The sequence below is a fragment of the Halomonas litopenaei genome, assembly GCF_017303055.1.
GTDB classification, from domain to species: Bacteria; Pseudomonadota; Gammaproteobacteria; order Pseudomonadales; family Halomonadaceae; genus Halomonas; species Halomonas litopenaei_A.
Window position 1 is genome coordinate 747,103 of sequence record NZ_JAEKJT010000001.1, and the last position, 25,982, is coordinate 773,084.

General features: G+C 60.1%; 19 protein-coding genes. 13 read left to right on the plus strand and 6 right to left on the minus strand.

Translation table 11 applies throughout. The features are described 5' to 3' along the window. The first annotated feature begins 208 nt into the window (after positions 1-208). A complete protein-coding gene (gene gorA / locus JF545_RS03190) occupies positions 209-1,570 on the plus strand; it encodes a glutathione-disulfide reductase (protein ID WP_206938705.1) in 1,362 nt (453 codons plus the stop codon). Between the two features lie 309 nt (positions 1,571-1,879). Here gorA and JF545_RS03195 read toward each other — a convergent pair whose 3' ends face one another. From JF545_RS03195 to JF545_RS03210, 4 genes are all read right to left on the minus strand, one after another. Then, a complete protein-coding gene (locus JF545_RS03195; RefSeq protein WP_206938707.1) occupies positions 1,880-2,197 on the minus strand; it encodes a hypothetical protein in 318 nt (105 codons plus the stop codon). 72 nt (positions 2,198-2,269) lie between these two features. Then, positions 2,270-2,716, minus strand: a complete 447-nt coding sequence (locus tag JF545_RS03200) for a hypothetical protein (RefSeq protein WP_206938709.1) — start codon at positions 2,714-2,716, stop codon at positions 2,270-2,272. A gap of 4 nt (positions 2,717-2,720) precedes the next feature. Next, positions 2,721-7,547 carry an RHS repeat-associated core domain-containing protein gene (locus JF545_RS03205; RefSeq protein WP_206938711.1) on the minus strand — a complete coding sequence of 1,609 codons (4,827 nt, stop codon included), beginning with the start codon at positions 7,545-7,547 and terminating at the stop codon, positions 2,721-2,723. Between the two features lie 319 nt (positions 7,548-7,866). Then, positions 7,867-11,238 (minus strand): type VI secretion system Vgr family protein, encoded by a 3,372-nt coding sequence (locus JF545_RS03210; RefSeq protein ID WP_206938719.1) that lies wholly within the window; start codon positions 11,236-11,238, stop codon positions 7,867-7,869. Between the two features lie 604 nt (positions 11,239-11,842). Between JF545_RS03210 and ectA the strand changes: the two genes are divergently transcribed. From ectA to JF545_RS03265, 11 genes are all read left to right on the plus strand, one after another. Next, the gene (gene ectA, locus JF545_RS03215) at positions 11,843-12,421 is read left to right on the plus strand and encodes a diaminobutyrate acetyltransferase (protein WP_206938721.1); all 579 of its coding nucleotides are present in this window, start codon (positions 11,843-11,845) and stop codon (positions 12,419-12,421) included. A gap of 91 nt (positions 12,422-12,512) precedes the next feature. Beyond that, positions 12,513-13,778 (plus strand): diaminobutyrate--2-oxoglutarate transaminase, encoded by a 1,266-nt coding sequence (gene ectB, locus JF545_RS03220; protein WP_206938723.1) that lies wholly within the window; start codon positions 12,513-12,515, stop codon positions 13,776-13,778. Between the two features lie 136 nt (positions 13,779-13,914). Continuing rightward, positions 13,915-14,307, plus strand: coding sequence for an ectoine synthase (locus JF545_RS03225; RefSeq protein ID WP_206938725.1), 393 nt, complete (start codon positions 13,915-13,917; stop codon positions 14,305-14,307). Positions 14,308-14,545: 238 nt separating this feature from the next. Then, the gene (locus tag JF545_RS03230; protein WP_206938727.1) at positions 14,546-15,535 is read left to right on the plus strand and encodes a SphA family protein; all 990 of its coding nucleotides are present in this window, start codon (positions 14,546-14,548) and stop codon (positions 15,533-15,535) included. 516 nt (positions 15,536-16,051) lie between these two features. Further along, on the plus strand, positions 16,052-17,053 hold the full coding sequence (locus tag JF545_RS03235) for a TRAP transporter substrate-binding protein (protein WP_206938729.1): 1,002 nt from the start codon (positions 16,052-16,054) through the stop codon (positions 17,051-17,053). A gap of 227 nt (positions 17,054-17,280) precedes the next feature. Then, entirely contained in the window at positions 17,281-17,907 is a 627-nt protein-coding gene (locus JF545_RS03240; RefSeq protein ID WP_315900677.1) for a TRAP transporter small permease, read from the plus strand. Positions 17,908-17,909: 2 nt separating this feature from the next. Further along, positions 17,910-19,190 carry a TRAP transporter large permease gene (locus JF545_RS03245; RefSeq protein ID WP_206938731.1) on the plus strand — a complete coding sequence of 427 codons (1,281 nt, stop codon included), beginning with the start codon at positions 17,910-17,912 and terminating at the stop codon, positions 19,188-19,190. Positions 19,191-19,231: 41 nt separating this feature from the next. Beyond that, positions 19,232-20,374, plus strand: coding sequence for a mandelate racemase/muconate lactonizing enzyme family protein (locus JF545_RS03250; RefSeq protein WP_206938733.1), 1,143 nt, complete (start codon positions 19,232-19,234; stop codon positions 20,372-20,374). Then, a complete protein-coding gene (locus tag JF545_RS03255; protein WP_315900676.1) occupies positions 20,371-21,234 on the plus strand; it encodes an amidohydrolase family protein in 864 nt (287 codons plus the stop codon). The genes JF545_RS03250 and JF545_RS03255 overlap by 4 nt, the downstream gene beginning before the upstream one ends. A gap of 141 nt (positions 21,235-21,375) precedes the next feature. After that, the gene (locus JF545_RS03260; RefSeq protein WP_206938735.1) at positions 21,376-22,179 is read left to right on the plus strand and encodes an NAD-dependent epimerase/dehydratase family protein; all 804 of its coding nucleotides are present in this window, start codon (positions 21,376-21,378) and stop codon (positions 22,177-22,179) included. 161 nt (positions 22,180-22,340) lie between these two features. Continuing rightward, positions 22,341-23,099: a FadR/GntR family transcriptional regulator gene (locus tag JF545_RS03265; protein WP_206938736.1), complete on the plus strand. Its 759-nt coding sequence runs from the start codon at positions 22,341-22,343 to the stop codon at positions 23,097-23,099. Between the two features lie 5 nt (positions 23,100-23,104). On the opposite strand, the gene JF545_RS03270 is transcribed toward JF545_RS03265, so the two are convergent. Together JF545_RS03270 and JF545_RS03275 are read right to left on the minus strand one after the other, a co-directional pair. After that, on the minus strand, positions 23,105-23,641 hold the full coding sequence (locus tag JF545_RS03270; RefSeq protein WP_206938738.1) for a DUF3833 domain-containing protein: 537 nt from the start codon (positions 23,639-23,641) through the stop codon (positions 23,105-23,107). A gap of 362 nt (positions 23,642-24,003) precedes the next feature. Further along, on the minus strand, positions 24,004-24,930 hold the full coding sequence (locus tag JF545_RS03275) for a LysR family transcriptional regulator (protein ID WP_206938740.1): 927 nt from the start codon (positions 24,928-24,930) through the stop codon (positions 24,004-24,006). A 119-nt stretch (positions 24,931-25,049) separates the two neighbouring features. Between JF545_RS03275 and JF545_RS03280 the strand changes: the two genes are divergently transcribed. After that, positions 25,050-25,964 carry an alpha/beta hydrolase gene (locus JF545_RS03280; protein ID WP_206938742.1) on the plus strand — a complete coding sequence of 305 codons (915 nt, stop codon included), beginning with the start codon at positions 25,050-25,052 and terminating at the stop codon, positions 25,962-25,964. Positions 25,965-25,982: the final 18 nt, after the last annotated feature.

The following is a 25,982-nucleotide window of genomic DNA, read 5'->3' on the forward strand; positions in this document are numbered from 1 at the left end:
TCTGTGCGAATGGTGACTAAAGTGGTGCATGTTTTTACCCCCGTCGGCCAAGGTGGTCAAGCACCCTCCCGGGGTAAGCGTACCGCTGGTATCATGGCAGCCTGCCGCCGCGAGCGGACCATCTGTCCTCTCCGGTGTCCTCAACCTGGCTATTCGTAGGCGAGGACGTTGGAGCGAGCTGACGAGAATCGGATTTCAGGAGACGCAAGTGTCACAATACGACTACGACCTCTTTGTCATTGGTGCCGGCTCTGGCGGTGTACGCGCGGCGCGCACCGCAGCAGCAACAGGAGCCAAGGTGGCCGTCGCTGAAGATCGCTACCTGGGTGGCACCTGCGTCAACGTAGGCTGCGTACCGAAGAAGCTGTATTCCTACGCCGCCCATTTTCATGAGGCCTTCGATGATGCAAGGGGCTTCGGCTGGGAGCTCAATGAAGCCCCCAGTTTCGACTGGAACACGCTTCGCGACAACAAGATCGGGGAGATAAAGCGTCTCAACGGTATCTACGGCAAGCTGCTCGACAACGCAGGTGTGCGCCTGATCAATGGCCGCGCCAAGGTGGTCGACGAGCATCGTGTCGAGGTCGCAGGTGAAACCATCAGCGCCGAGAAGATTCTTGTGGCGGTGGGTGGCTGGCCATGGGTGCCGCCGTTCCCGGGCAGTGAGTTGGCCATGAACTCCAACCAGATCTTCGACCTGGACCACTTCCCTAAGCGTTTTCTGGTCCTCGGTGGTGGCTACATCGCCGTCGAGTTTGCCAGCATCTTCAACGGCCTGGGCGCAGATGCCCATCTGGTGTATCGCGGGGAACTGTTCCTGCGCGGCTTTGACCAGGAGGTCCGCGAATTCACTCGGGACGAGATGGCCAAGAAGGGCGTTAACCTTCACTTCAACACCAACATCGAGTCTCTCGAGAAGGTCGAGGGCGGCATCAAGGCTACCCTGACCAACGGCGATGTACTGGAAGTGGATGCGGTGCTGTCGGCCACCGGTCGTAAGCCTCACCTGGAAGGCCTGGGACTGGACCGTCTTGATATCGCCCTCAACGAGAATGGCTCGATCCAGGTCAACGATCGCTTTGAGACGTCGGTGCCGTCCATTCTGGCGCTAGGCGACGTCACCGGCGGGCCGGAGCTCACCCCGGTGGCCCTGGCCGAGGCCATGCACCTGGTCGCTCACCACTATGGGGATGCGCCCAAGGCACCGATGAACTACGACAACATCGCGACAGCGGTGTTCTGTCACCCGAATATTGGCACCGTCGGCTTGTCCGAAGAAAAGGCACGTGAGATATACGGCGATATTCGTGTCTACACAGCCGACTTCCGTCCGATGAAGCACACCCTGTCCGGCAGCGATGAGCGCTGTCTGATGAAGCTGATCGTCGATGACAAGAGCGACGTGGTGGTGGGCGCCCATATGGTCGGCGAAGAGGCTGGTGAAGTCATTCAGGGCATCGCCATCGCCGTGCGTGCCGGACTGACCAAGGCCCAGTTCGATGCCACCGTTGGCATTCACCCCACCGGCGCAGAAGAGTTCGTGACCATGCGGACTCCCACCCGCACTTGAGGCATCGACTGTAGCGGCAACGCGGACAGCACTGGCTCACCTCTATAAGGCACCTTCGGGTGCCTTTTTTGTTCAATGCTTTGTAGGGATACGGCCAGTGTATGCGGGGAGGGAGGGCGCGGCACCATCCGCGATGGACTCAAGCCGACCCTGACGGCAGCTCAGCGTCAGGGTGCGGCCATCGCGCTGACGTTGCTCCACCAGGCGGAAGTGAGCACGCTGACCGCGGTTAGACTCGGCAATGTGGCGGTAGCGCTCCTGGCTACCGTCTCAAGGGGAGAAATCCGCACACAATAACGAGCAATCCATCTAATTCCAAACGATTGTTGACTCTCCTGGAATAGTCAACTGCATAGCCTCAGGACCATTATATGATGCGTCATCCATGCTTATAATAAGCTTTGCGCCGCTTTTTAGCTTAATCACCACTCTAGCTTTGTCCTCTTCAATATCACTGACGATGTCGCCCGTGCTGATTACTCTTGCTTCTCCATTTTTGCTTGTGATGATGAAATTATTGTAAATCGTTAGACAAGCTCCACCAGTCACAACAAGGGATGCCTCACCTTCAGTCAAGATGGATTCTGTGACTACTCTTCCGGTTAAGCTATCTGTAAGATATGGCATAGGGGCGCCTAAATGTTCGAACTCTGCAGCCAACGTCGAAGAGACTTTCTAAGTATAATGGTGCAGGAATAGCTAACCATCCAAGAGATTATTAGCAACATTCCGCTTAGATAGCTTTTGCTCAAAAAAGTGATGCAGTATAGTCCAAGACTTGTCATCATCCATACCTAGCTTCTCAAGATAGAGAAGCAGCCAGTCTAAGGATTCATTTAATGAATTCTTGTCACTGGGAGTCGCAAGAAGACTTAACGCAAGTCTGGCTTTTAAAGCGCGCTCAGAGTTAATGTTGCGCTTTCCAGATTTTCTTTCTTCATCATTAATTATGTCAAATAAATTATCCCTGACAGCTTGTATATCATAATTGCATTCTTTCCCTAGCAAATACCCATTGACTAGAGCTACCGGGTTACAGTGTTCTTGGCTAAAGGTGATATTAAACTCCTCAATCAGCATAAGACCCAGATGTCGATATTCCAATAACGCCTCATGCATACATTCGGACCAAGGAATGTCGTCCATACAGTTAATTTCCATCTTCTGAGACTCCAAATTCTCTAAGGGTATCTTGGCAAGAGCGACAAGCTGGCTTACGCGTGCCATGTCCTCCCCCAGATCTCCCGATATTGACAGTACTGATAGTTCCCCCTCTAGGATCTACCCCTTCATTTAGGGCTTTCTCTATACAGACGACTTCTGCACAGCCTCCGAGCCAATCTTCTCTTTGGCCATTCGGGGTTCCCATTAGTACACCAGTCATTTCACCCGTGTGAGCTACTTCTTCACCGCTCACTCCAGTATACGTATGGTCACCAACTGTAAGAACTGATGCAGCACCACGTGACTGTCCACGTATTTTGGCTTCGTCTGCAACCTCAGTTGCTGTAATACGCTTTCTGCCACTCAACCCCAGCGGATCCACCCAGCCCGTGGGGTTGGGGGCGTAGACGTAGAGGTTATCACCTCCCGCCAGGCCGATGGGGTCCTGGGTGGTGAAGCGGCCTATCTCTGGATCATAGTGCCGATGGCGGTTGTAGTGCAGCCCGGTTTCTTCATCGTGATACTGGCCCTGAAAGCGAAAGGGGTTGTCGGTTTGGGCTGCATTGCCCTGGCCGTCGCTGGCGTGACGCAGCTTGCCCCAGGCGTGGTACTGGCCCACCCAGGCGAGCTGTCCGTCTTGGGTGGTGAGTTCCAGTGGGGTGCCCAGGTGGTCGGTCTGCAGGTAGTAAAGGGTAGGCTCGCCGGGTTGGGTGTCGTGATACAGCAGGGTGTCGTCGGTGCCCGTGCGCATCGTGACCGGCACGGCGTGATAGTGTCGCTCGATTTTGGCCGCGGGAATAAAGCTCTCTGGCTCGAACAGGTAGTTGGCCTGATACACCGGGGTGAGGCTTGGGTTGACCAGCTCGTAGCGGCATTGGGCCACCGGCAGGGCGTGGGGCCGCTCGGGGTTCTCGGAGGTTAGCTCCAGCGGCTGGCGTCCCGGCACGTACCACAGGGCGGTGTCAAAAGGAGTCTGTGCTCGGCCTTCGAAGCGTTCTTCGCCGATCAGCAGGTCTCCATCCCAGGTAAACACCGTTAGCTCAATGGTGGTGTGGTCTAGGGTGGTGTAGCCAGGCTCCGACGGGTTGCGCTTGGCGCTGCCGGCCCGCTCGACTCGCTTCCAGATACGTCGTCCCAGCCCATCATAGGCGTAGTGGGCACGCAGCATCGGTGGGGTGTCATCGCCTGCTGCAGGGGCGCTACGGTAGTGGTTGGCCTCGATCAGTCGGTGTTCGGCGTCGTACTGATAATGCCAGGTCTCACCATTGGGCGAGATACGCCGGGTCAGGTTGCCATGTGGGTCGTAGTGGTAGTGGGTGCCCGCGTAGCGCTTGAGCAGGTTGCCCATGGCCGGGGAGAGCTTGGGGCTTCCGGGATAGCCGACGCGCACGAACTCTTCGGTGCCGCCGTCCAGATGGTCACGACGACGCTCGCTCCACCAGCGGGTGGCACCGTGGGGGCTGGTGGGGTGAGGCGTCGTTTCTGTACCTGAAGACTCCGCAGTGTCGGGTGGGTCGATCAGGTTGCCGGCCGGATCAAAGGCGAAGACTTCCTCCAGCCCTGGCGCACTGGCTTGTCGCAGGCGCCCCAACGGATCGTAGCCGTACCGGGTGGTGCCGCGCAGGCTGTCATCCACCTGGCTGAGCAGGCCATTGGCGCTGTAGTGCCACTGGCGGGTGAGCGTGCGGCCCTGCGCTGTTCTGCTATGTCCTTGGGGGAGCTGATCCTGGGGAGAGCGGGGCGTACGAATCTGCTGCTCGATCAGGCGTCCGACCGGGTCATACGCCGAGTGAATCTCCTGGGCCCCTTGGCGGCGGCGAATATCCCGATGCAGGTCGTCACGCTCGAAGGCGATCAGTTCCTGCTGATCCAGGCTCATGGCATGCACATGGCCGGAGCCATAGCGCAGCCAGGCCAGGGTCTGGCCGTTGGGCAGGGTGGTGGTCTCGCGGTGGCCGAGGACGTCGTAGGTATGCCGGGTGACGCTGGCATACTCCCCACCGGTCGGCAGTTGATGACGCTGCACTTCGGCGATCAGGTTGTCGGCATGGTCGAAGTGGAAGCGGGTCTCACTGCTCGGATTGGCGGCCCTGGACAGTCGCCCGAGCAGGTCATAGCCATACCGGGTGATGAACTCGGCCTGTTGGCCGATCTGTGTCTTGCGCTCCAGCACGCGGCCCAGGTTGTCGCGCTTGAAGGTCATCACCTGGTCGCCGTCGACGCGCTCGATCAACGCGCCACCGGCGTCGTAGCGGTACTTCAGGGTGCGTCCATCGAAGCCGGTTTCTTCGATGAGCCTGCCGCCGCCGTCATAGACAAACTGCCAGCGATCCCCGTTATGGTTGGTCAGCGCGCTAAGCCTCAGCAGGCGGTCGTAGTCGTAGGTGAAGCGCTGGCCCATGGGATCGAGACGCTCGATCGGCAGCCCTTTTCCATTGTAGCGGTAGCGGGTACGTTGGCCGGTCGGGTCCTGGTACTCGGTCAAGCGGCCGTCACCGTTGTAGCTGAAGTGCTCCACGGCACTATCGGGGTGCTGGGCACTGAGCACCAGGCCGGTCGGGTCGCAGGTGTAGCGTGTCACGTGGCCAGCGGCATCACGGCGCTGGGTCAGCAGGCCGCGATGGTCATAGGCGAAGGTAGTGGTCTTGCGGGAGCAGTCCGACGCGCTGGTCAGTCGCCCATAGGCGTTCCAGGCGTAGTGGTAGGTGTTGCCGGCGGCGTCGGTCATGGCCGTCAACAGGCCACGCTCGTCGTGTTCAAAGGTGGTGGTGCGCCCGTTGGGGGCGATCTCCTCCAGCGGCAGACCGCGCTCATCAAAGCGCATCTGGCGTGCGCGACCATCCGGCTCGGTGACCTTGATGGGCAGGCCATCGGCGTCATACTCGATGCGGGTGGTCAGGCCCTGGGGATCGGTGATCTCGATCAACCGTCCGCTATCATCGTAGCGATAGTGACTGGTGCGGCCTTCACCGTCGATATGGCGGGTGAGGCGACCGTGTTCATCCCAGCGCCAGTGCTCGCTGCCAAGCTCCGGGTTGAAGGGGTGAGTGATCGACTCGATCTGGTTGTGATAGTTGTAGCGGTAGTAGGTGATGATGCCGTCAGCATCGGTGACCTTGGTGTACCACAAGCCCCGGTGGTACTCGAAGTGGGTGTCTTCACTGCCGTCTTCCAGACGATTGCGGATACAGCGGGCGTCATGGGCGGAGGGCAGGGCACCGTCGGCCTTGCCCGGCCAGTCCCACTCCAGCAGGACGGCCAGTCCATCGCGATGGGTGTAGCGCGTGACCAGATGGTGCTGGTACTCGTACTCACGGGTGTAGCCGCGGATATCCCGGCTTTCGATCAGGTCGCCGTCGTCACTGTGGGTATAGCGGACCAGGACCTCGGGTTCATGAGCCGGTGTGCTCTGACCGCCGAGGGCCTCCGGCTGCGGATAATGGCGCACGACCTGGGACATCAACCCTTGCTCAGAGTAGCTAAAGCGCAGCTCCAGCGCGGCACCATCCGTGATGGATTCGAGCCGACCCTGGTGGTAGTTCAGCGTCAGGGCGCGACCATCGCGCTGACGTTGCTCCACCAGGCGGAAGTGAGCACGCTGGCCGCGGCCGGACTCGGCAATGTGGCGATAGCGCTCCTGGCTGCCGTCCAGATAGTGAAGCAGGTAGTGGGCGGCGTCCGGGTGCTCGATGGTCAGGTTGTCGCGGGGCAGGAAACGCTGCTCTCCCACCGCCAGGGGCTCGATGGGCAGTGCGCGGTTCAGGCTGTCGATAAAGGTGAGGGTATCGCCCTCGGTTTCCAGACGCAGGTGGAAGGGCGAACTCCAGCGGGCACCCAGTTCGCTGTCATCCAGCTCATCGATGCTGGAGCGGTAGTAACGGGTCCACTCGACATCGACCAGCCCCGGCACGTTGAAATCGGTGTGCCAGAGGTTCTCATCGCCCATCACATAGTCGATGGGGTTGTTGGTCGTCGTGCGGGGAAGCACCGCGTTGAAGTTACAGGCACAGCCGCTCGGGGTACGGCTGGGCGTCGACGCTTCATGGGTGGTCTGGATTTTTTGTGCCCCTCGGCGAGAGGTGTTTTGCTGGCCGGCAATCGCGGTGGTCTGGTGTTGGACACCCCCCGTTCTTTTACGACGGTCTACCGCCGCCTCTGCAAGCCTTCTTACCACTGGCAGAAGTTCGCCTATACCAGCGTTTATCAGCCGCTCAGCCATGCCGCCAAGCTCATGTAGAAAATTGATGAGTTGCTGGCGATCGTCGCCAAAGGCTTCAAGCAGGCGATCAAAAGCGATAAAGATGATGCGCTTGCCTTTCTCCAGGATATTCCACCATTCGGGGTTGTCGTCGATAATTCCTGCCTGCTCCGCAGCGCCGACAGGGTTCTGGATATATCGCTGGAGTATAAAGATAAGGTTGCGAAGCTCAGTCAGCAGCTTTGGTTTCTGCGCATTGATCCAAGGTTCGAGGTTTTCCAGAAAATCGAGGGCTTCACCAGCGGCATAGTTGAAGAAGATGTCAATGACGACCTCTATCCCGTCATTGCGGGAAAAGGCCAGCAAGCCTTCGCGAACGCCCACGCGTACAGGGCGAGAGGCATTGCCAACGGCAGGCACGAGACCAATGGCATCAATCACCAGCACTGCCCAAAGCATCGCTTCAGGCTGTCTTGTATCGTTGTCGTAGATGTTCCCGATATCTCGAGCAACGTCACCAATGGCCATGACGTTACCGACGACGGGCAGCATATACGCGGCCTGAATCAGCACGTCTAGCGCGGTGATGCTATCCTCCTCAACCTCCATAAGCATCACTGCGTCAGGGGTTTCACCTTCACTATATGCTTCGGAAACAATGACACGGTTCTTGTTGAGATACTCTCTTAGCTCACGCTCATTAGGGAGCATTGGTGCAGATTCAGCTTGATCATAGAGATCATTTAAGGCATCAAAATTACGGGTCGACATGCGCAATTTTCCCTGTCCATGTGCTGCTTTATAAGCGCTATCCTTATGGCCAGTCTGGGACGCCTTTCTTTGGGTGGGAGTCTCCAGGCCAGCCAGCGGCGACTATCTCTGTGTCGCCAGGCAGTTCGCTGACGTACCCAGCGCTATCCACTGGCCAGATCTACTAGGTTTTTTTGCGTGGCCCCCCTGGCCAACCAGGGGAGGACAAGGGGCTGTCGGTTGGCCGTGAGGCGCGATCCTGAAGCGTGTCCTTAAGTCCCCCATCGAGTAGATCATCGGGAACGTCGTCCTCTTTGAGGATCTTGTTGAAGGCCTTTTCGAGGACGGCCTTCTTGGCCCGCTGTTCGAGCTGGTGCCCGGCCTTGTCGACGACCTTGCCGATAAAGTTGTCCCTCTCATGGGGTCGGAGACTATCTGGCAACACGTCCTTCAACGGGGGTAATCCGGCCGTCACGGCTGAGGCCAGCAACGAGGGTAATGACGATGGCGAAGGACCCGGCCCGCCGGGGGAGGAAAGGCCTGCCGGGGGAGACATTGATGTTCCTTTGTTCTGGCCGGGGAACATTCCTCGTGGGCTGCCCTTAGCTGACGCGACAGGCCCCGTTGACGGCACGTCGACGCGGGGTTTGGCGGGCGGCGTGCGTGGCCAGGCCTGGGGCCGCTTCTCGATATCCCTCGGGTCTTGGAAGTACTCGACCTGAACGGCTCCTGTGGGGACGCCGGTGAGGGTCGCCTTGCCAGCAGCATCAAGTACGCCATGGCGGATCGAGCCATCAGCGAGAATGGCGCGATAGCGCGCTCCGGGAACCGGCTGGCCGTTGCCGTACAGGTGTTCAAGCTCCAGATTGGTGGGCTCGGTCACGGGCAGGTTGGCCAAGGGGTAGCTCAGACTCGCGGGCCCCCCAAGCAGGTGCTGCCCGCCCTTGACGTCGATCAGCCCCGGCGCATGAATCTCGATATCGCCGCCCTTAAGGCGGATATAGCCCCCGCCGCTGGTGAGCAGAATCTCTTCGGCGGCGGCGATGTGAACGGCATCCTCGGTGGAGGTGATGGTGACCTTCTTCTCGGCGGTCAGGGCCATCTCGTCAGACTGGGCCTGGACATCGACCTTGCCCTGGGCGGCGAACAGCTTGATGCCGGCGCGCTGGACAAACAGCGAGAGCTTCTCGGACAGCGAGCCGATCAGGCTACGCCCGGTGGCCAGGTTGATGTCTTCACCGCTGGTCACGCTGAGCGACTTGCCCTGCACCAGGTGCGTCGACTGCGGCGTGCTGGCGGCGATACCGGCAGGGGAGGCCAGGTGCAACCAGGGCGCCTTGAGGCTGCCGGCCTCACCCTGGCCGCCTTGGCTTGCACTCTGGGCGCTGCTGCCATCGAAGCGGTGTCTGGCGGCAGTGCTGGCGGGGCGACCGTGGCGCCCCTGGGCGTCGTCGCTGGCCTTGTGCAGGTCATTGAGGCTCGCCAGCGGTTCGGCCTGGTGGTCGACGGCACTGTCACTCAGCGTATCGGCAAGCTGCCAGGCGGCTTGCAGTTCACGCCAGGCCGGTGGCAGGTCGAGCTGTTCACCGCCAGCCCCGAGCTGGCCCCAACTGGTCAGCAGCAGGCCCTCGTTGGCACGTACGGCGCCATAGGCGTCGGTGCGCAGCTCAAAGCCGGTACCGCGAAAGTCGCCCCGCGTATTGCCCTGCTGGTGAATCAGATAGCCCAGGTTGAGCTGACTCTTGGCATGTTCGGAATTGAGCCGTACCCGCTCCTGATCGGTGGCGTCGTCAAACACCAGCTCGTTGTACTTGCCACCGCGATAGGTCTTCGACTTGAGGCCGGACAGCAGGCCGTTGGAGTGCCACTCGGGTCGCTCGTCACCGTTGTAGAGGCGTCCGGTGATCAGCGGGCGATCCGGGTCACCCTCGAGGAAGTCGACAATGACCTCCTGACCGATGCGCGGTACGAACACCCCGCCCCAGCCCGCGCTGGCATTGGGTGAGGCGACGCGCAGCCAGCAGCTCGACTGGGCGTTATGGGCGCCTTCGCGATCCCAATGAAACTGCACCTTGACCCGGTTGAGACGGTCGGTGTGGATCTCTTCCCCTTCGGGGCCCACCACGATGGCAGTTTGGGGGCCACCCACGATGGGCCGGGGGTGGTCAAGGGTCGAGCGGTAGGGCAGGAGCCGCCGCTGGGCCTCGAAGTCGACCAGAAAGTGGCCGGTCCCGGCGCGCTGATAGTCACCCTGGTGAAGACTCTGGCCATCAATCGCGTGATCCAGGCCGTGGGCGCGACGGGCGTCCGTCAGCTCCTGCTGCAAACTGCCCGGCAGGGTAGAGAGGTGAGCCGACACCGGCAGGGCGTTCTCGGCGTACAGCTTCAGCGCCAGCACTAGAAACTCGCGTTCGCTGGCATCGCCCCGGTCATGCTGGTGGTGCTGGGTCAGGGTGAAATGGCCGCCGACCTGCAGCTGGCGGGCGCCACCGGCACCAAAGAAGCGCTTGGCGCGGGATTCCAGTGCCTCGAGGCGGTTGGCGCCAAGACGCTCACCCCGATCATGGTCCGCATAGTAGTACTCGCCGGGAACGTCATAGACCTCGGTAGGAGGCAGGTTACCCTGGGCGCGGATGGTGTGCTGAGTGGTGGTGGTATCGCGCCGCGGGTGCTTGTAGTCGAAGGTGGTCAGGCTGACCCGCGTCGGCTGCTGGACCCGCGTGCCGCCCCACTGGGTGATGGCGTCCTCGGCCTCGGTCGCTGCCTGGCGATGAAAGCGAATGGTCTGGGGGGCGACGGCGGGACAGGTCATCACATCGTCGGTGATCACCAGGCGGTGGCTGACCTCGCCTGCGCCCCTGGCGCTGTCGGAGGACGCATTGGTGAAGGGGTGGTGCTCGAAATAGTAGAACAGTCCTTCCTGTTCCATCAGGCGATTGACGAAGTGGTAGTCGCTCTCCCGGTACTGCACGCAATAGCTGCGGGCGGGGTAGTCCCGGCGCAGGTCGAAGCGATATCCCCCCTTGGCCTCAGTGTGGCCGTCGAACACCGCTTCGATGATCTCGACCACCGTCTTGTCCTGAAAGATGCGGCTGTCGCGGCCAAGGCTGAGCATGGCAAGCCAGGGCACCAGCTCGAGCTGATAGTAGAAGACGCCGCCGTCTTCACCGAGCAGGGCGGCGGATTCCACCAGCCCGGAAAGCTGGCGGTAACTCCCGTCGGCCTGGCGAATCTCCAGCGTGGCGGGTTGAGCGATCAACGACTTGAGTTCGATATCACCACGCTGGGCGATCACGTCCAGACGATAGCGATAGGGTCGCGACAGCATTTCCTCCCCGACCAGGCGATGGGGAATCAGGGCGTGGCGGGATGAGGAATGGCCGGATAGCTGAAGCTTGAGCAGCCGGTGGTCCTGGGTCAGAGGGACATCAAAGGCAGCCAACAGCTCATGCAAGCGGCGGGGGGAGGGCGGGGCATTCGTGCCAGGCTGGTCAGAAGCGTCAGAGTTATCGGAAGTGCCAGAAGGCGGCTGACCGGAGGAAGGAGGTATCCACATGTCAGTGCCCTCCCGTCTTGCCGTCATTTACGAGGACACAGCCCACCCAGTGGACATTTCCCAAGCGACATGAACGCGACAACAACGGCATGCGAGATCCTCCCTGACAGCGCACGGGGCCATAGACACGGGGCTATAAACACGGAGCCATAGACACGAGGCCCTGGATGAGAAGGATCCTAAGCATTGTGAAACCGTGACGCAGCGAGGAGCTGCGCACTTTCAGACATTGCCCATAGTGGGAGCGCGAATCCGCGAAGTTAGTGACAGGTTGTGGCGGATTTCACAGCAGTTGGCGTTGCTGAGGCGATGAGAAAAACGGAAGCTGGCCGTTCGTCAAGCGCCTTCTATACTCATTGAGGTACGTATTTCATGATCCAGGAGTGTCGATACGCACCTCAAGAACGGGGGCCTGGGCTGACATTCGAGTCGCTGGCAAGCGTTGGCGGCTACTGCCGGTACCAAGGCGCCCAACCACGGGCGCTACGGTGCTCGCATAACATTTTGTTATGATTCTGAGGCTTAAGAATAATCCAGATTTTGAAATGTCATAATCGACTGTTATAATGGCTGTCCAAATTCGCTACAGCGAAGCATAACGAACATGACTGCAAGCACTGAGCCCTTCACACCTTCCGCCGACCTCGCCAAGCCCACCGTGGCAGATGCAGTGGTCGGGCACGAAGAGGCGCCGCTGTTTATTCGCAAGTCCAATCCCGAAGACGGCTGGGGGATTTACGAGCTGGTCAAGTCGTGCCCCCCGCTGGACGTCAATTCCGCCTATGCCTATCTGCTGCTGGCGACCCAGTTCCGTGACAGCTGTGCGGTTGCCACCAACGAGGAAGGGGAGATCGTCGGCTTCGTTTCTGGCTACGTGAAAAGCAATGCCCCGGACACCTACTTCCTATGGCAGGTAGCGGTGGGCGAGCAGGCCCGCGGAACCGGACTTGCAAGGCGCTTGGTCGAGGCCATTCTGACGCGACCAGAATTCACCGAGGTACACCACCTCGAGACCACCATCACGCCTGATAACCAGGCCTCGTGGGGATTGTTTCGACGCTTGGCAGATCGCTGGCAGGCCCCGCTTAACAGTCGCGAGTATTTCTCCACTGATCAGCTAGGTGGTGAGCACGATCCCGAAAACCTCGTGCGCATCGGTCCGTTCGATACCACACGTATCTAGCTCCATCACTTGATGGCGAGGCGTGTACCGACGCTTCGCCATTCTCTCCTCATTCAGATTCACTGCTTACGAACCCGACAGGAGGTCACCAATGCAGACCCAGATCCTCGAACGCATGGAATCCGACGTTCGTACCTATTCTCGCTCCTTTCCGGTCGTCTTCACCAAGGCGCAGAATGCTCGCCTGACAGACGAGACCGGTCGCGAGTACATCGACTTTCTTGCCGGTGCAGGTACCCTCAACTACGGGCATAACAACCCGCACCTCAAGCAGGCGCTGGTCGACTACCTGGCCACCGACGGCATCATTCACGGTCTCGACTTCTGGACGGCCGCCAAGCGCGACTATCTCGAGACCCTCGAAGAGGTGATCCTCAAGCCGCGTGGTCTTGACTACAAGGTCCACCTTCCTGGTCCGACCGGCACCAATGCGGTGGAAGCGGCCATTCGTCTGGCCCGCGTGGCCAAGGGACGTCACAACATCGTGACCTTCACCAATGGCTTCCACGGCGTCACCATGGGGGCGCTTGCCACCACCGGTAATCGCAAGTTCCGTGAAGCCACCGGCGGCATCCCGACCCAGGGCGCATCCTTCCTGCCGTTTGATGGCTACATGGGCAGCGAGACAGATACGCTGGATTACTTTGAAAAGCTCCTGGGTGACAAGTCCGGCGGCCTGGACGTGCCTGCGGGCGTGATTGTGGAAACCGTTCAGGGGGAGGGCGGTATCAATGTCGCCGGGCTCGATTGGCTCAAGCGACTCGAAAAGATTTGCCGCGACCACGATATCCTCTTGATCATTGATGATATCCAGGCGGGCTGCGGCCGCACCGGCAAGTTCTTCAGCTTCGAACACGCGGGCATCACACCGGACATCGTGACCAACTCCAAGTCGCTGTCCGCGTTCGGCCTGCCGTTTGCCCACGTCTTGATGCGTCCCGAACTCGACAAGTGGAAGCCCGGCCAGTACAACGGTACCTTCCGTGGCTTCAACCTGGCCTTCGTGACCGCTGCAGCGGCCATGCGCAAGTACTGGAGCGACGATACCTTCGAGCGTGATGTCCAGCGCAAGGCACGCATCGTCGAGGAACGCTTCCAGAAGATTGCCGCCTGGCTGAATGACAAGGGTTACACCGCGTCGGAGCGGGGCCGCGGACTGATGCGTGGCATCGACGTTCAAAACGGTGAGGTGGCAGACAAGATTACCGCCAAGGCCTTTGAAAACGGCCTGGTCATCGAGACCAGTGGCCAAGACGGTGAAGTGGTGAAGTGCCTCTGCCCGCTGACCATCACCGATGAAGACTTGCTCGAAGGCCTCGATATCCTCGAGCGCAGTACTCACGAAGCGCTTAGCTGAGATCCTCAGGACCGGCTCATCCTGGCTTAGCCCAGAGATAGCCACGGCCTGATAAGATCGAGGGTCATGGTGGCACCAACGTCCCGAGGGATGGTGCACCATGGCCTGTCGAAACCCCCTGACAATGGAGTGTTCAATGATCGTTCGTAACTTGGAAGAAGCACGTCAAACCGATCGCCTGGTCAAGGCAGAAAACGGTAACTGGGACAGCACCCGACTGATGCTCGCCGATGATGGCGGTCAGTGCTCGTTCCATATCACGCGTATCTTCGAAGGCACCGAGACTCACATCCATTACAAGCATCACTTCGAGGCGGTCTACTGCATCGAGGGTGAAGGTGAGGTCGAGACTCTGGCCGACGGCAAGATCTGGCCGATCAAGCCAGGTGATATCTATATCCTGGACCAGCATGACGAGCACCTGCTGCGGGCCAGCAAGACCATGCACCTGGCCTGTGTCTTCACACCAGGACTGACCGGCAAGGAAGTGCATCGCGAGGATGGCTCCTACGCTCCGGCCGATGACTGAACGGTGTGATGGCCATAACAGCCAAGCACAACAGCGGCGCCCCTGGTGGGCGCCGCTGTCGTTTTGAGATCCCAACGTTGGCGCAGATTGAAACAAGACGCCGTCACTGACGTCGCTGCCAATTCGGCCACGACGTCTCGTTGGATCCGTCGCTACGTCAGGCAATTTGCAAATTGTGCCAAAAAGTTGGGCAGCCCCCCTATACTTTGCTTCACACCATCTGATGGAAGCGCTGACCATGCCTGCCCGTTGTCTTGCTGCCGACTACCGCTACCCCCGCCTGGAAGGGCGCCCGTCCCGTCCTTGGCTATCGGTGTTCGCAGCCCCGTTGCTCCTTTCGATCACGGCCTCCGCCCACGCCTCAGAGGGCGCAAGCAGTATCTATGTTCCCGGGGCCTATAACGATTTTGCTGCCGGGCTTGCTCCGCCGCCCGGCGTCTACGCGCGCAATGATCTGGTGCGTTACGAAGGGGAGATCGGTGCCAGACCTTTGGGCGGTAGACTGGATGCGGGCCTTGAGCAGACCCTGTGGTTCAACCTGCTGAAGCTTACCTGGGTCACAGACGTGGAATGGCTGGGGGCTACCTACATTGCTGGCATCAACATTCCCTATGTGTTTGATGTCAGCGTAGATCTCAACGCCGAATTTGCCGGGCAAGAGCGCTTCAGCACGGGCAGCAATGATGGCTTCGGTGACCCGTACCTGGTGCCCATTGCGTTGAATTGGGCCAACGGCGCGCATCACACCACCGCAGCGGTGGGAGTGAATATTCCGGTGGGACGCTACGACGAAGATGATCGCATCAATCTGGGGCGCCACTACTGGGCCATCGACCCGACAATCACCTATAGCTGGCTACCGGCAAGCGGCTGGGACCTGTCACTGACGGCTGGCATCCTGTTCAACTTCGAGAACGATGCCACCGATTATACGACCGGGGACGAATTTCACCTGGATGTGTTGGCCGCCAAATATGTGACGCCGGGTTTCGGCCTTGGCGTAGCCGGTTATGTCTACGAGCAGCTGGAGTCGGACTCCGGGCCGGTGCCCGACCGTCTGGATGATGGCTTCCGCAGCAGCGGAGCAGGGGTGGGGCCGGCCTTCATGAAGAGTGTCTCCCTGGGGCAGACACCGGTCACGCTGATCGGCAAGTGGCTTCACGACGTGTCCTCGGAAAATCGCTTTGACGGCGACACGGTCTCCTTGTCCGCCGCCTGGGCCTTCTAGAGCCCTTGAGCAGGGCTGGAAGGCTGCTTGAGACACGCTTCGGTCCAGAAACTAGCGCACATGCCAATGGTGATAGCCGCGTCACTTACCGAGCACCACATGACACCAGGGCGCTCCTGCTTGCGAGCGCCAGGCTCAGGCCAGGCCGTGCCCATATCGGCTCTGGAATTGCGGATTTACAACTATTGACACCTTGCGTGTTTCCGCTGCCCACCAAAGGTCACTGGTGGTGTCTGGCATCGGCGCGCTGCAGCTTGGACTCGCCGAGGCTCCGTAACTCGCCGAGATAACACTCGCGCTCATATGTCCCGTTGCTGGCTCACGGGAAGACCTTGCACTTTAGTCAAAAGATGTTATTTGCGACTTGCGATCTGGATGCTCAAGACACTACTTTGTCATACATAATATAACAACGTCAGGTGTGAGCCTGGCGCCGGACGGAGGGCCGCAGGGTAGGGGCATTCCTCCGGGCCAGAGATGACAACAACAGCAATAACGTCGATACGAGGTCTCGCCATGTCTTCTGCACGTCATGCCACCAACGCCGCCATTCTTGCTGCCGTTACTGCCAGCGTGGGACTTGTTGCTACCCCCGCCATGGCGGAACAGTGGCGGGGATGGAACATTCACCCACCGGAGTATCCCAATAGCATTGCGCTCGAGACCTTTGCCAAGCAGGTCGATGACAAGACCGACGGCAGGATCACCCCCAAGGTCTACCACAATGCCGTATTGGGAGATCAGCCCGACGCCATAGAGCAGACGCGCAATGGAGCGCTGGACTTCGGCAATTTCAACATGGGACCGATGGGGCCCATGGTGCCTGCGGCCAATGTGCTGTCACTGCCGTTCATCTTTGAAAGCGAAGAGGCCATGTATGAGCTGATGGACGGCGAGATCGGTGACCGCTTCGCTGCTGCCATGGAAGAGCAAGGCTTGATCGCTATTGGCTGGTTTGGCGCCGGATCACGCAGCCTCTACAACACCGATCATCCGGTGCAGACCCCTGATGATGTCAAGGGCATGAAGGTGCGGGTGATGAACAACGACCTGTACGTGGAGATGATCGACGCTCTTGGCGGTAATGCCACGCCGATGGCCTACGGGGAGGTCTATCAGTCGCTGACCACGGGTGTAATCGATGGTGCGGAAAACAATTTCCCCTCCTATGAGTCCAGCGGTCACTACGAGGTAGCCCGCTATTACTCGCTGACCAATCACCTGGTGATTCCAGAGTGCCTGTGCGTGGCCAGAAGTAGCTGGGAGCAGCTCTCGGCCGACGATCAAGCGGCCATCAGGGAGGCAGCGGCGATCGCCACCAGCGAGCAACGGGAGCTGTGGGCCCAGCGCACCGAGGCCAGCCGTCAAAAGGCGCTTGATGCCGGCGTCGAAATCAATGAAGTGCCCGACAAGACGGCCTTCCAGACGCTGATGGAACCGGTCTATGACGGCTTCCTGAGCGATAACCCCGACCTTGCATCTCTGGTCGATGACATTCGCGCGGCGCAGGCCGACTAACCTCACGGACGCGCTGACATCGTCAGCCCAAGGAAGCACTGACGACATCAGCCGAGCGCAATGACACGCAAGGCTCCGGAAGCGAAGAAGTCGGAGCCCATGCGGCATAGGTGAGGTGTTCGAGCACCGCGCAACGCAACAACTCATGCGCTCGGGCGATGACGCCGTGTTTCCTCTGCGATCAGGCTAGGCCGGCCCCTGCATGGGGCCGGCAGGGAGGTATCTGTGTGAAAGCACCCCATCAATCGTCTTCGGCGGAGCCAGTACCCAGCGCCTCGGAAGGGTCAACGTCGACGCGCCGCGGGGCCTTTCCGCCGGCGTCGCCTGAATCCCGCTCGATTCGCTATCAGCGGCAGCCGCCGGATACGCTGGACCGGCTGCTGGATAGCCTGGCCCACGGCTGCATCATGGTGGCAGGGGTCTTGCTGGTGTTTTTGATCATCACCTTCGGCTGGTTAGTGTTTGGTCGCTACATCCTCAATGACACGCCCACCTGGGTGGAGCAATCCGCCTTGCTGTGCGTGGTGTACATCACGTGCCTTGGCACCGCAGCGGGGGTTCGCCACAACGCTCATCTGTCCATCGATCTGTTCAGGGATGCCATGCCCGGACCGATAAAGACGCTGATGCACCATCTTGCTGACCTGTTTGTGCTGGCCTTTGGCGGTTTCATGGCGTGGCAGGGCTGGCTGTTGATGATGACCAACCTGGCCCGGCCGATTCCCATGCTCGGGCTTTCTGAAAGTTGGCGTGCGGCCCCCTTGGTGATCTGCGGCGTGCTGATGTCGCTATTCGCCCTGGTCAACATTGTCCGGCGTCTCGCTGGCCACCCGACATCCACACAGGAGACCTGAACATGGGACTGGCGATCGTCTTTGGGCTGTTCGCACTCGGGCTTGCGGTGGGTGCTCCCGTTGCCTTTGCGGTTGGGTTAGCTGCTGTAGGCGGCTTCCTCTACGAGGGCCTACCACTGTTTGTCGCGTTCCAGCGGATTCTCTCTGGTATCTCGGTATTTTCCCTGCTGGCGATTCCGTTCTTTATTTTCGCCGGCGAACTGATGCTGCATGGGGGAATTTCCCAGCGTCTGGTCAGGCTCGCCTCCGCTGCGGTGGGCCGTGTGCGAGGCGGACTGGGGGTGGTTAACGTCACCTCATCGATGCTGTTCGGCGGCATTTCAGGGTCTGCGGTGGCCGACACCTCGGCGCTGGGCTCCATTCTGATTCCGGTCATGAAGGAAAAGGGCTATGACGCAGACTATGCGGTCAATGTCACCGTCACCTCGTCGGTGGCCGGCGTCGTCATCCCCCCCAGTCACAACATGATTCTGTATGCCGTGGCAGCCGGTGGCGGTCTGTCCATCACCCAGCTGTTCATGGCGGGCATCGTGCCGGGCATCGTGATGTGCGCGCTACTGGCCTTGGCTGCCTATCTGGTCGCGGTGAAACGAGGGTATCAGGGCGAGCCTTTCCCCGGCTGGCAGGCGCTGGTGGTCAGCCTTGCGGCGGCACTGCCAGGACTTCTGACGGCGGTGATCATCGTCGGCGGCGTACTCTCCGGAGTGCTGACGGTGACCGAGTCCGGTGCCTTCGGTGCGATCTACGCCATCGTCATCACCGCACTGGTCTATCGCGAGCTCAACTGGGCCTCGTTCAAGCAGGCTGTCTACCAGTCGGTGCGAACCACCGCGCTGGTGATGATTCTGGTGGGCTGCGCGTCAGCCTTTTCCTATCTGCTCGCACTGTACAGCGTGCCGGAGCTGCTCACCGAGGCGCTGCTGGGCATCAGTGACAATCCCATCGCCATTCTGCTGATGCTCAACCTGATCCTGCTGGCTCTGGGCATGATCATGGACATGGCCGCACTGATTTTGATCTGTACACCGATTTTTCTGCCCATCGCCACCCAGTTCGGCATGGATCCGATCCAGTTCGGCATCATGATGATGATGAACCTTGGCCTCGGCCTGTGCACGCCACCGGTAGGCGCCTGTCTATTCGTCGGCAGTGTGGTGGGCAAGATCAAGATCGAGCAGACCGTACGTACCATCTGGCCGTTCTATCTGGCGTTGTTTGCTGCGCTGATGCTGGTGACCTATGTACCGGCACTGTCCATGGCGCTACCCAACTGGCTGCAATGAACGCCCCTAGACCCACTGCAGAAGACGTCGGAGCATCGCCCATGAAGATAGCCAAGGTACAGACCCATCTACTGGATCATCCTCTTGACCAGGCCTTCGAAAGTGCCTCCATGCGCTTCGAGCGCCGCCAGCACTGCCTGGTCGAGATCACCTGTGAGGATGGCACCGTGGGGTGGGGCGAATGCCTGGGGCCCGCCCAGGCCAACGCGGGGGTGGTGGCCACCTATGCTTCGTCCCTCATCGGCACCAACCCCCTCGAGCATGAAAAGCGCTGGCTCGAGCTGTACAACCGGTTGCGCGATCAAGGCCAGCGTGGACTGACCATGACCGCGCTCAGCGGCATCGACATCGCCTTGTGGGATATCAAGGGCAAGCACTATGGGGCCAGCATTGCCGAGTTGCTGGGAGGCCGCTTCAGAGAGCGTGTAGAGGCCTACGCCACTGGATCCTTTCGCCGTGACGGCGTCGATCGCGTCAGCGATATCGCGGCAGAGGTCGCCGGCTATGCGGCGGAAGGCTTTAACGGGGTCAAGATCAAGATTGGCTTCAACGTCGAAGAGGACCTGCGGGTCATCGCTGCGGTGCGGGAAGCCATCGGTCCTCGGCGTCGCCTGATGATCGACGCCAACCACGGTTACGATCTGCTCGAAGCACTTGAAGTGGGACGTCAGGCGGCGGCCTTCGGGGTGGACTGGTTCGAGGAGCCGGTACTGCCGGAGCAGATAGCGACCTATCGCGCGGTGCGTGAAGGTCAGCCGCTGCCGGTGGCAAGTGGTGAAAACTGGCACGGCCGCTATGCCATGCAAGAGCCGCTCGCCAGTCGGGCCATCGACATCTGCCAGCCGGATATTTGTGGGGTAGGGGGCTTCACCGAAATGCGCCGGGTGGTGGACATGGCCGCGCTGCACGGCGTGCGGTTGATTCCCCATGTGTGGGGTACTGCGGTGTGTATTGCCGCCAGCCTTCAGGCCATGGCCGCGCTGCCACCCAACCCACCGAGACGCGAGCCTATCGAGCCCATCATGGAGTTTGACCGTACCCACAACCCCTTTCGGCAAGCCGTGGTGCTTAAGCCTTTGGAGCATGATGCCGGCTGGGTGTCGATCCCCGATGGTCCTGGGCTTGGCATCGACATCGATCGCGACGCCCTGACACGTTTCGCCCTCAAGGAGACAAACCTGTGATTCCGGCCAATACCCGTCCACTCGAAGGACGCCACCCTCGGCTGGTAGCCCCGGCAGGTGCTACCGACTGTCACGTGCACCTGTATCTCGAGGGCTTTGAAGCTCAGCCAGGCGGACCGCCGATCAAGGAACTGGCGACGGTCGACGACTTGCGTCGCTATCAACGCTGGATGGGGCTGGACCGTGTGGTCGTCACCCAGTCCAACGCTTACCAGTTCGACAATGGCGCCTTGCTGAGCTCCCTCGACCAGCTCGGCCTTGATAGTGCCCGTGGTGTGGCCGTGGTGGCCCCCGATACCTCGATGAGCACTCTGGAGCAGTGGCACGCGCGAGGCATCCGTGGTGCCAGGATCATGAACTTGCCCGGTGGCGCCGTGCCGATCGCTCAACTCAAGCAGATCGAGCCGCTGATCCGTCCACTAGGTTGGCACTTGATGGTGCAATTCAATGGCCGAGAGCTGGACCAGCACTTGCCAACCTTACAAGGCATCGACTGCCCGTACATCATTGACCACATCGGCAAGTTCATGGATCCAGTTCCCGCTGATGACCGCCGCGTAGACGCGATTCTGCGATTGCTGGATCGGGGCAATGCCTGGTTCAAGATCTGCGCCGGCTACGAATCGAGCGTGACCGGAGGACCCCACTACGAGGACGTGGGCGCGATTGCTCGAAGGGTGATCGCCCACGCGCCAGAGCGAATCCTGTGGGGCAGCAACTGGCCACATGTCGGCGTGCCACGGGAGCAATACCCGGACGACCCTGACCAGCTGGATATTCTGTTGAGCTGGGCAACACAAGCGCAACGTCAGAAGATCCTGGTCGATAACCCGGCCACGCTGTATGGGTTTGCCAGCTGAATGCTTGAGAACAGGCTTGTCGGCAGAGTAACGGTGGATGGACCGGGCCGTGAATGGGCATGAGCATCAGCACGCTCAGCCTGGCCGGGATTGAGATAACCGTCGAGACATTCAACGGGCGTACAGATCAAGGAGACTGACATGCTGAATCGACTACTGGTAACCGGCGCAGCGGGTGGACTGGGCCAGGCCCTGCGACCGCACCTGGGCCGTCTTGCTCGCCACGTTCGGCTGTCCGACGTGGCGGAACTACCAGGCGGGTCAACGGCAGATAACGAGGAAGTCGTGCGGGCAGACCTCGCTGATGGTGCTGCGGTCATGCGCCTGGTCGACGGCTGCGACGGCATTCTTCACCTCGGTGGCGTTTCGGTAGAGCGCTCCTGGCAGGAGATTCTGCCCGCCAACATCATGGGTACCTATCATCTCTACGAGGCGGCTCGGCAGCAGCAGTGCTCGCGCATTGTCTTCGCCAGCTCCAATCATGCCATCGGCTTCTATCCACGCACCGAACGTCTGGATGCCCGGGTTCCGCACAAACCGGACTCTTTGTATGGGGTGTCAAAGTGCTTCGGCGAGGACCTGGCCAGTCTGTATTTTGACAAATTCGGGGTGGAAACCCTCGCCGTGCGGATCGGCTCCTGCTTTCCAGAACCGGCCGACACTCGAATGCTGGCGACCTGGATGAGCGTCGACGACTTCGTGGCATTATTGGAGCGCGCCTTCGTTGCACCCAAGCTCGGCTATACCGTGGTGTATGGCGCATCCAACAACGCCGAGCAATGGTGGGACAACCGCGAGGCGGGATTCTTGGGCTGGGTACCCAAGGACAGCTCGGAGCCCTGGAGAGCCCAGACGGAGGCAAGGGAAGGGCGCCTGGACCCGAACGACCCTGCCGTGCGCTTTCAGGGCGGCAAATTTACCGCCCAGGGCCACCCGGATGATTGAACCAATGGGCACAGTGGCGCATCGCCAAGGCGGGCGACCCTGTACCAAATAATGAGGAATGTCGGCGGTGATCGCCTAAAAGACCCGCCGTCAACACCCTGTTACAATGACGCTTTGCGGAAAGACGTGCGTCCTGCATGCGCACTGAAGAGGAATCGACCATGGCAGCCAAGCCTGTACCCCGAACGGAACCGGTACCGCTCAACGTCAAGAAGCTGACCCGTGAGGGCAGCCTTTCCATGAATGTGGCTGACCAACTGGAGGGGTTGATCACCGCTGGCACCATCTCTGTAGGCGAAAAACTGCCCACGGAGAGCGGTCTGTGCGACTCCTTTGGCGTCAGCCGCACGGTGATCCGTGAAGCGGTGGCCCATCTGAAATCCCTGGGCCTGGTCGAGGCCAGGCGTGGGGTTGGCACCACCGTTATTCGCCAGGCGCCCGCAGAAGCCATGCCAGCGAAGCGCATCAGGCCGACCACCGTAGAAGATATCCTGCACGTGCTTGAACTGCGCTTGAACCTTGAGCCTGCGGCGGCGGCATTGGCCGCCGAGCGCCATGAGCTGGCGGATGTCGATCGGCTTAAAGAATCTCACCAAGCCTTCGTCAAGGCGCGCCAACAGCACAGTCAGGCACGCAACGAGGATTTCGACTTTCACCATGCCATCGCTCAGGCGACGCACAACCCGTTTTTCCCCCAGGCGCTGGAACAGCTGGATCTGAGCGCCATTCCGCGCTCGAAACTCGCGTCCAGCGAAGTCAATGCCGAATCCAGCGTGACCTATCTAAAGCGCGTGGAGGCGGAGCATCAGGACGTGCTTGACGCGATCCTGTCACGCCAGCCCGATGCTGCCAGAGCCGCCATGGCACGACATCTGGAGCGCGCCCGCGAGACCTACCAGCAGTTCAAGGAAAAAAAGTAGGAGGGTTAGGGAGTACGCTCGAACACCAGTGTGACTTCCCCGAGCGTCACACCGAACTTTGACATGGTGGTGCGATTGATCAATCGACCGTCTGGCTGCAGGTACATCCAGTCATCCATGGTGAAGGTGATGTCCCGCTCGCCGACACGAACCTCGAGTGGGTAGCGCATGTGGAAGGCGTGACCCGCCTGACGTGCCATGACAACGCCCTCGACGTCGCTGGCACGGCCTTGCCAGCGTCCACCGTCACCTCGCTCGAAGGTCCACACCCGACGGTCCTTTTCACCGTCCGCGTAGGTGAATCGCTCATCCAGGGTCAGGGTATCGCCGTCGACGCGACCTTCAATGTCGACGGTGAAGCGTCGCTGCACCTCGCCGCTGTAGTCTTGGACCATGCCCCAGGCTCGCGTCTGGCCGTCGAAGTACTCGGCGATATCGAGCCGCGGCGTCGTTCCAGCGTAGCGTGCGACGTCGACATTGGCGCAACTCACCAATATCAGAAGCACGGCCAGCCCGGCGACCCATCGGATTTTACTGTACATTGCAAAGATCCTTGTAAAAGTGTCGTACAGTAAATATAGGGAATAACGGGTGGGACTGCCATCAGTGAGCCATTCTTCTATAGTTCGCATAATCTATATTATGTTAAATACGCAGTGTGAAGGGAGATGTGGAAAGCATCGACCTGGATAGCCCAGACCCGAAAACGCTGGATCCAGAGATACCAGGCTTGATCCAGAGATACCAGGACTGGTGGCATACCTTGAGCTCAGGCATCGCCTTGGGTAGCTGCTTTAAGCCAGCGAATGGCCCGCGAATGGCCCGCGAATGGCGAGACAGCACTGAGCCCTACCCTGGCCCGTCCTTCATCAGGGATCAATGCCAAGAGATCCTTTGCACGCGATCACTTCCGCTCGAAGCTCGATCGCTGGTCTACCAGGAAATCAATCAGTGCTCGGATCTTGGCAGGCATGTGCGCTCGCGATGGCACGTACAGATAGAACCCGGAAAAAGGCTGACACCACGGCTGCAGTACCCGAACCAAGGTTCCGTCCGACAGTTGCTGACGGACGCACAGATCCAGATGCTTCACCAAGCCGACCCCTCTGACTGCAGCATTCAACATGCTGTCGTCATCATTGAAGATCACGTTTCCTTTGGGTTCAAACACCAGGCTTCGCCCGTCTGGCTCTGGTGAGGTAAAACCCCAACGATCGATCGCACCGCTTGACGCGAATCGATAACCCAGACAGTTGTGCTGGACGAGATCGGCTGGCGTCGTCGGGATACCGTGCCGCTTGATGTACTCGGGAGAGGCAACGATGGCCATCTCGATCGGCGGTGTCACCGGCACAGCCACCATATGCTCATCCAAGCTCTCCCCGAGACGCAATCCGGCATCCATCCCTTCGGAGACGATGTTGGAAAAGCCATCGTTCATGACGAGCTCCAGTCGCAACTTTGGGTAGCGAGCGAGAAATTCGTCCATTCGAGGTTCCAGCAACAGTCGGGACGCGACCCGGGATGTATTGATCCGGATGACCCCCGACGGCTCCGCCTGGGCCTCGCCCACTTCTGAGACGGCCCGCTCAATGGACCCCAGAGCTGGCTTCAGCGAGTCATAAAGTCGCTGCCCTTCTTCAGTCAATGACATGTTCCGAGTGGTTCGATTCAACAGACGAACGTTCAGCTGCTGCTCCAGAGTCTTGAGCTGCTGGGACAGCGCGGCACGCGACACTTCCATCTCGGTGGCGGCCCTGGTGAAGCTGCGATGGCGGGCAATGTGGAAGAACCACACCAGTCCCGGGTATTGCGTGGGATCCAAGGGCATATTGGTAACCGTGACTTAACAGTCATGTCATTATAGAGCCGTTTATCGAAAACAGTAGAGCTCCTAATCTTGTCGGTATTGAGCGGTACACACCCGATGATCCCGATAGGAGCCTCAGCATGAAAAGCGTCAGCATCCCGACCCTCAACGGCCAAGGTACCACCCTCGCCGCGGATATTCATTTCCCTGCCGGCTTCGATGACGGCAAGGCTTATCCCGCCGTAGTGGTCTCGCACCCTGGTGGCGGCGTAAAGGAGCAAACCGCCGGCTTGTACGCCAAGCACCTGGCGGAGGGCGGTGTTGTGGCCATCGCCTATGATGCCTCGTATCAGGGTGCGAGCAGCGGCGAGCCCCGCCAGCTGGAGAACCCCCACGTGCGCACCGAAGACATCAGCGCCGTGATCGACTATCTGACTACCCAGTCTTACATCGATGCCGAGCGCATCGGCGCTATGGGGGTCTGCGCCGGCGGGGGCTACACCGCTAACGCCGCCATTAACGACCGCCGCATCAAGGCGCTGGGTACCGTGAGCGCGGTGAATATCGGCCAGATGTTCCGCAACGGATGGGATGGCAGCGTCGCCGATGCAGATGCCCTGCCGCTGATTCAGCACGGCTCACAGGCCCGTACCGAAGATGCTGGCAACGGTGATCTGGCCACCCTGCCCCTGGCACCGATGCGCCGTGAAGACGCGCCGAACGAGGAACTGGCAGAAGCCTGGGAGTACTACCACACCCCGCGCTGCCAGCATCCGAATGCGCCCGGCTTTATGACGGCTCGAAGCCTCACCCAGATCATCACCTACGATGCCTATCACAAGGCTGAGGCCTTTCTGACCCAGCCCCTGCAGGTGGTGGCCGGCAGCGCGGCGGGCAGCAAGTGGATGAGCGATGACCTGTATGCGCGCGCCGCCAGCCAGGACAAGCGCTTCCATGTGGTGGAGAACGCCAATCACATGTCGCTGTATGACGTACCCGGTTACGTCGAGGAAGCCGTATCGGTGTTGGCCCCGTTCTTCCGGGAAACACTGTAAAGCCAGAGCTTTCCAGAG

Coding starts and splice junctions, on each gene's coding strand:
- JF545_RS03245 (WP_206938731.1), top strand. CDS start 17,910: ATGGGACTGGCGATCGTCTTTGGGCTGTTCGCACTCGGGCTTGCGGTG.
- JF545_RS03265 (WP_206938736.1), top strand. CDS start 22,341: ATGGCAGCCAAGCCTGTACCCCGAACGGAACCGGTACCGCTCAACGTC.
- JF545_RS03260 (WP_206938735.1), top strand. CDS start 21,376: ATGCTGAATCGACTACTGGTAACCGGCGCAGCGGGTGGACTGGGCCAG.
- JF545_RS03280 (WP_206938742.1), top strand. CDS start 25,050: ATGAAAAGCGTCAGCATCCCGACCCTCAACGGCCAAGGTACCACCCTC.
- ectB (WP_206938723.1), top strand. CDS start 12,513: ATGCAGACCCAGATCCTCGAACGCATGGAATCCGACGTTCGTACCTAT.
- JF545_RS03210 (WP_206938719.1), bottom strand. CDS start 11,238: ATGTGGATACCTCCTTCCTCCGGTCAGCCGCCTTCTGGCACTTCCGAT.
- ectA (WP_206938721.1), top strand. CDS start 11,843: ATGACTGCAAGCACTGAGCCCTTCACACCTTCCGCCGACCTCGCCAAG.
- JF545_RS03200 (WP_206938709.1), bottom strand. CDS start 2,716: ATGGACGACATTCCTTGGTCCGAATGTATGCATGAGGCGTTATTGGAA.
- JF545_RS03270 (WP_206938738.1), bottom strand. CDS start 23,641: ATGTACAGTAAAATCCGATGGGTCGCCGGGCTGGCCGTGCTTCTGATA.
- JF545_RS03275 (WP_206938740.1), bottom strand. CDS start 24,930: ATGCCCTTGGATCCCACGCAATACCCGGGACTGGTGTGGTTCTTCCAC.
- JF545_RS03230 (WP_206938727.1), top strand. CDS start 14,546: ATGCCTGCCCGTTGTCTTGCTGCCGACTACCGCTACCCCCGCCTGGAA.
- JF545_RS03235 (WP_206938729.1), top strand. CDS start 16,052: ATGTCTTCTGCACGTCATGCCACCAACGCCGCCATTCTTGCTGCCGTT.
- JF545_RS03205 (WP_206938711.1), bottom strand. CDS start 7,547: ATGCTTATGGAGGTTGAGGAGGATAGCATCACCGCGCTAGACGTGCTG.
- JF545_RS03195 (WP_206938707.1), bottom strand. CDS start 2,197: ATGCCATATCTTACAGATAGCTTAACCGGAAGAGTAGTCACAGAATCC.
- JF545_RS03225 (WP_206938725.1), top strand. CDS start 13,915: ATGATCGTTCGTAACTTGGAAGAAGCACGTCAAACCGATCGCCTGGTC.
- JF545_RS03250 (WP_206938733.1), top strand. CDS start 19,232: ATGAAGATAGCCAAGGTACAGACCCATCTACTGGATCATCCTCTTGAC.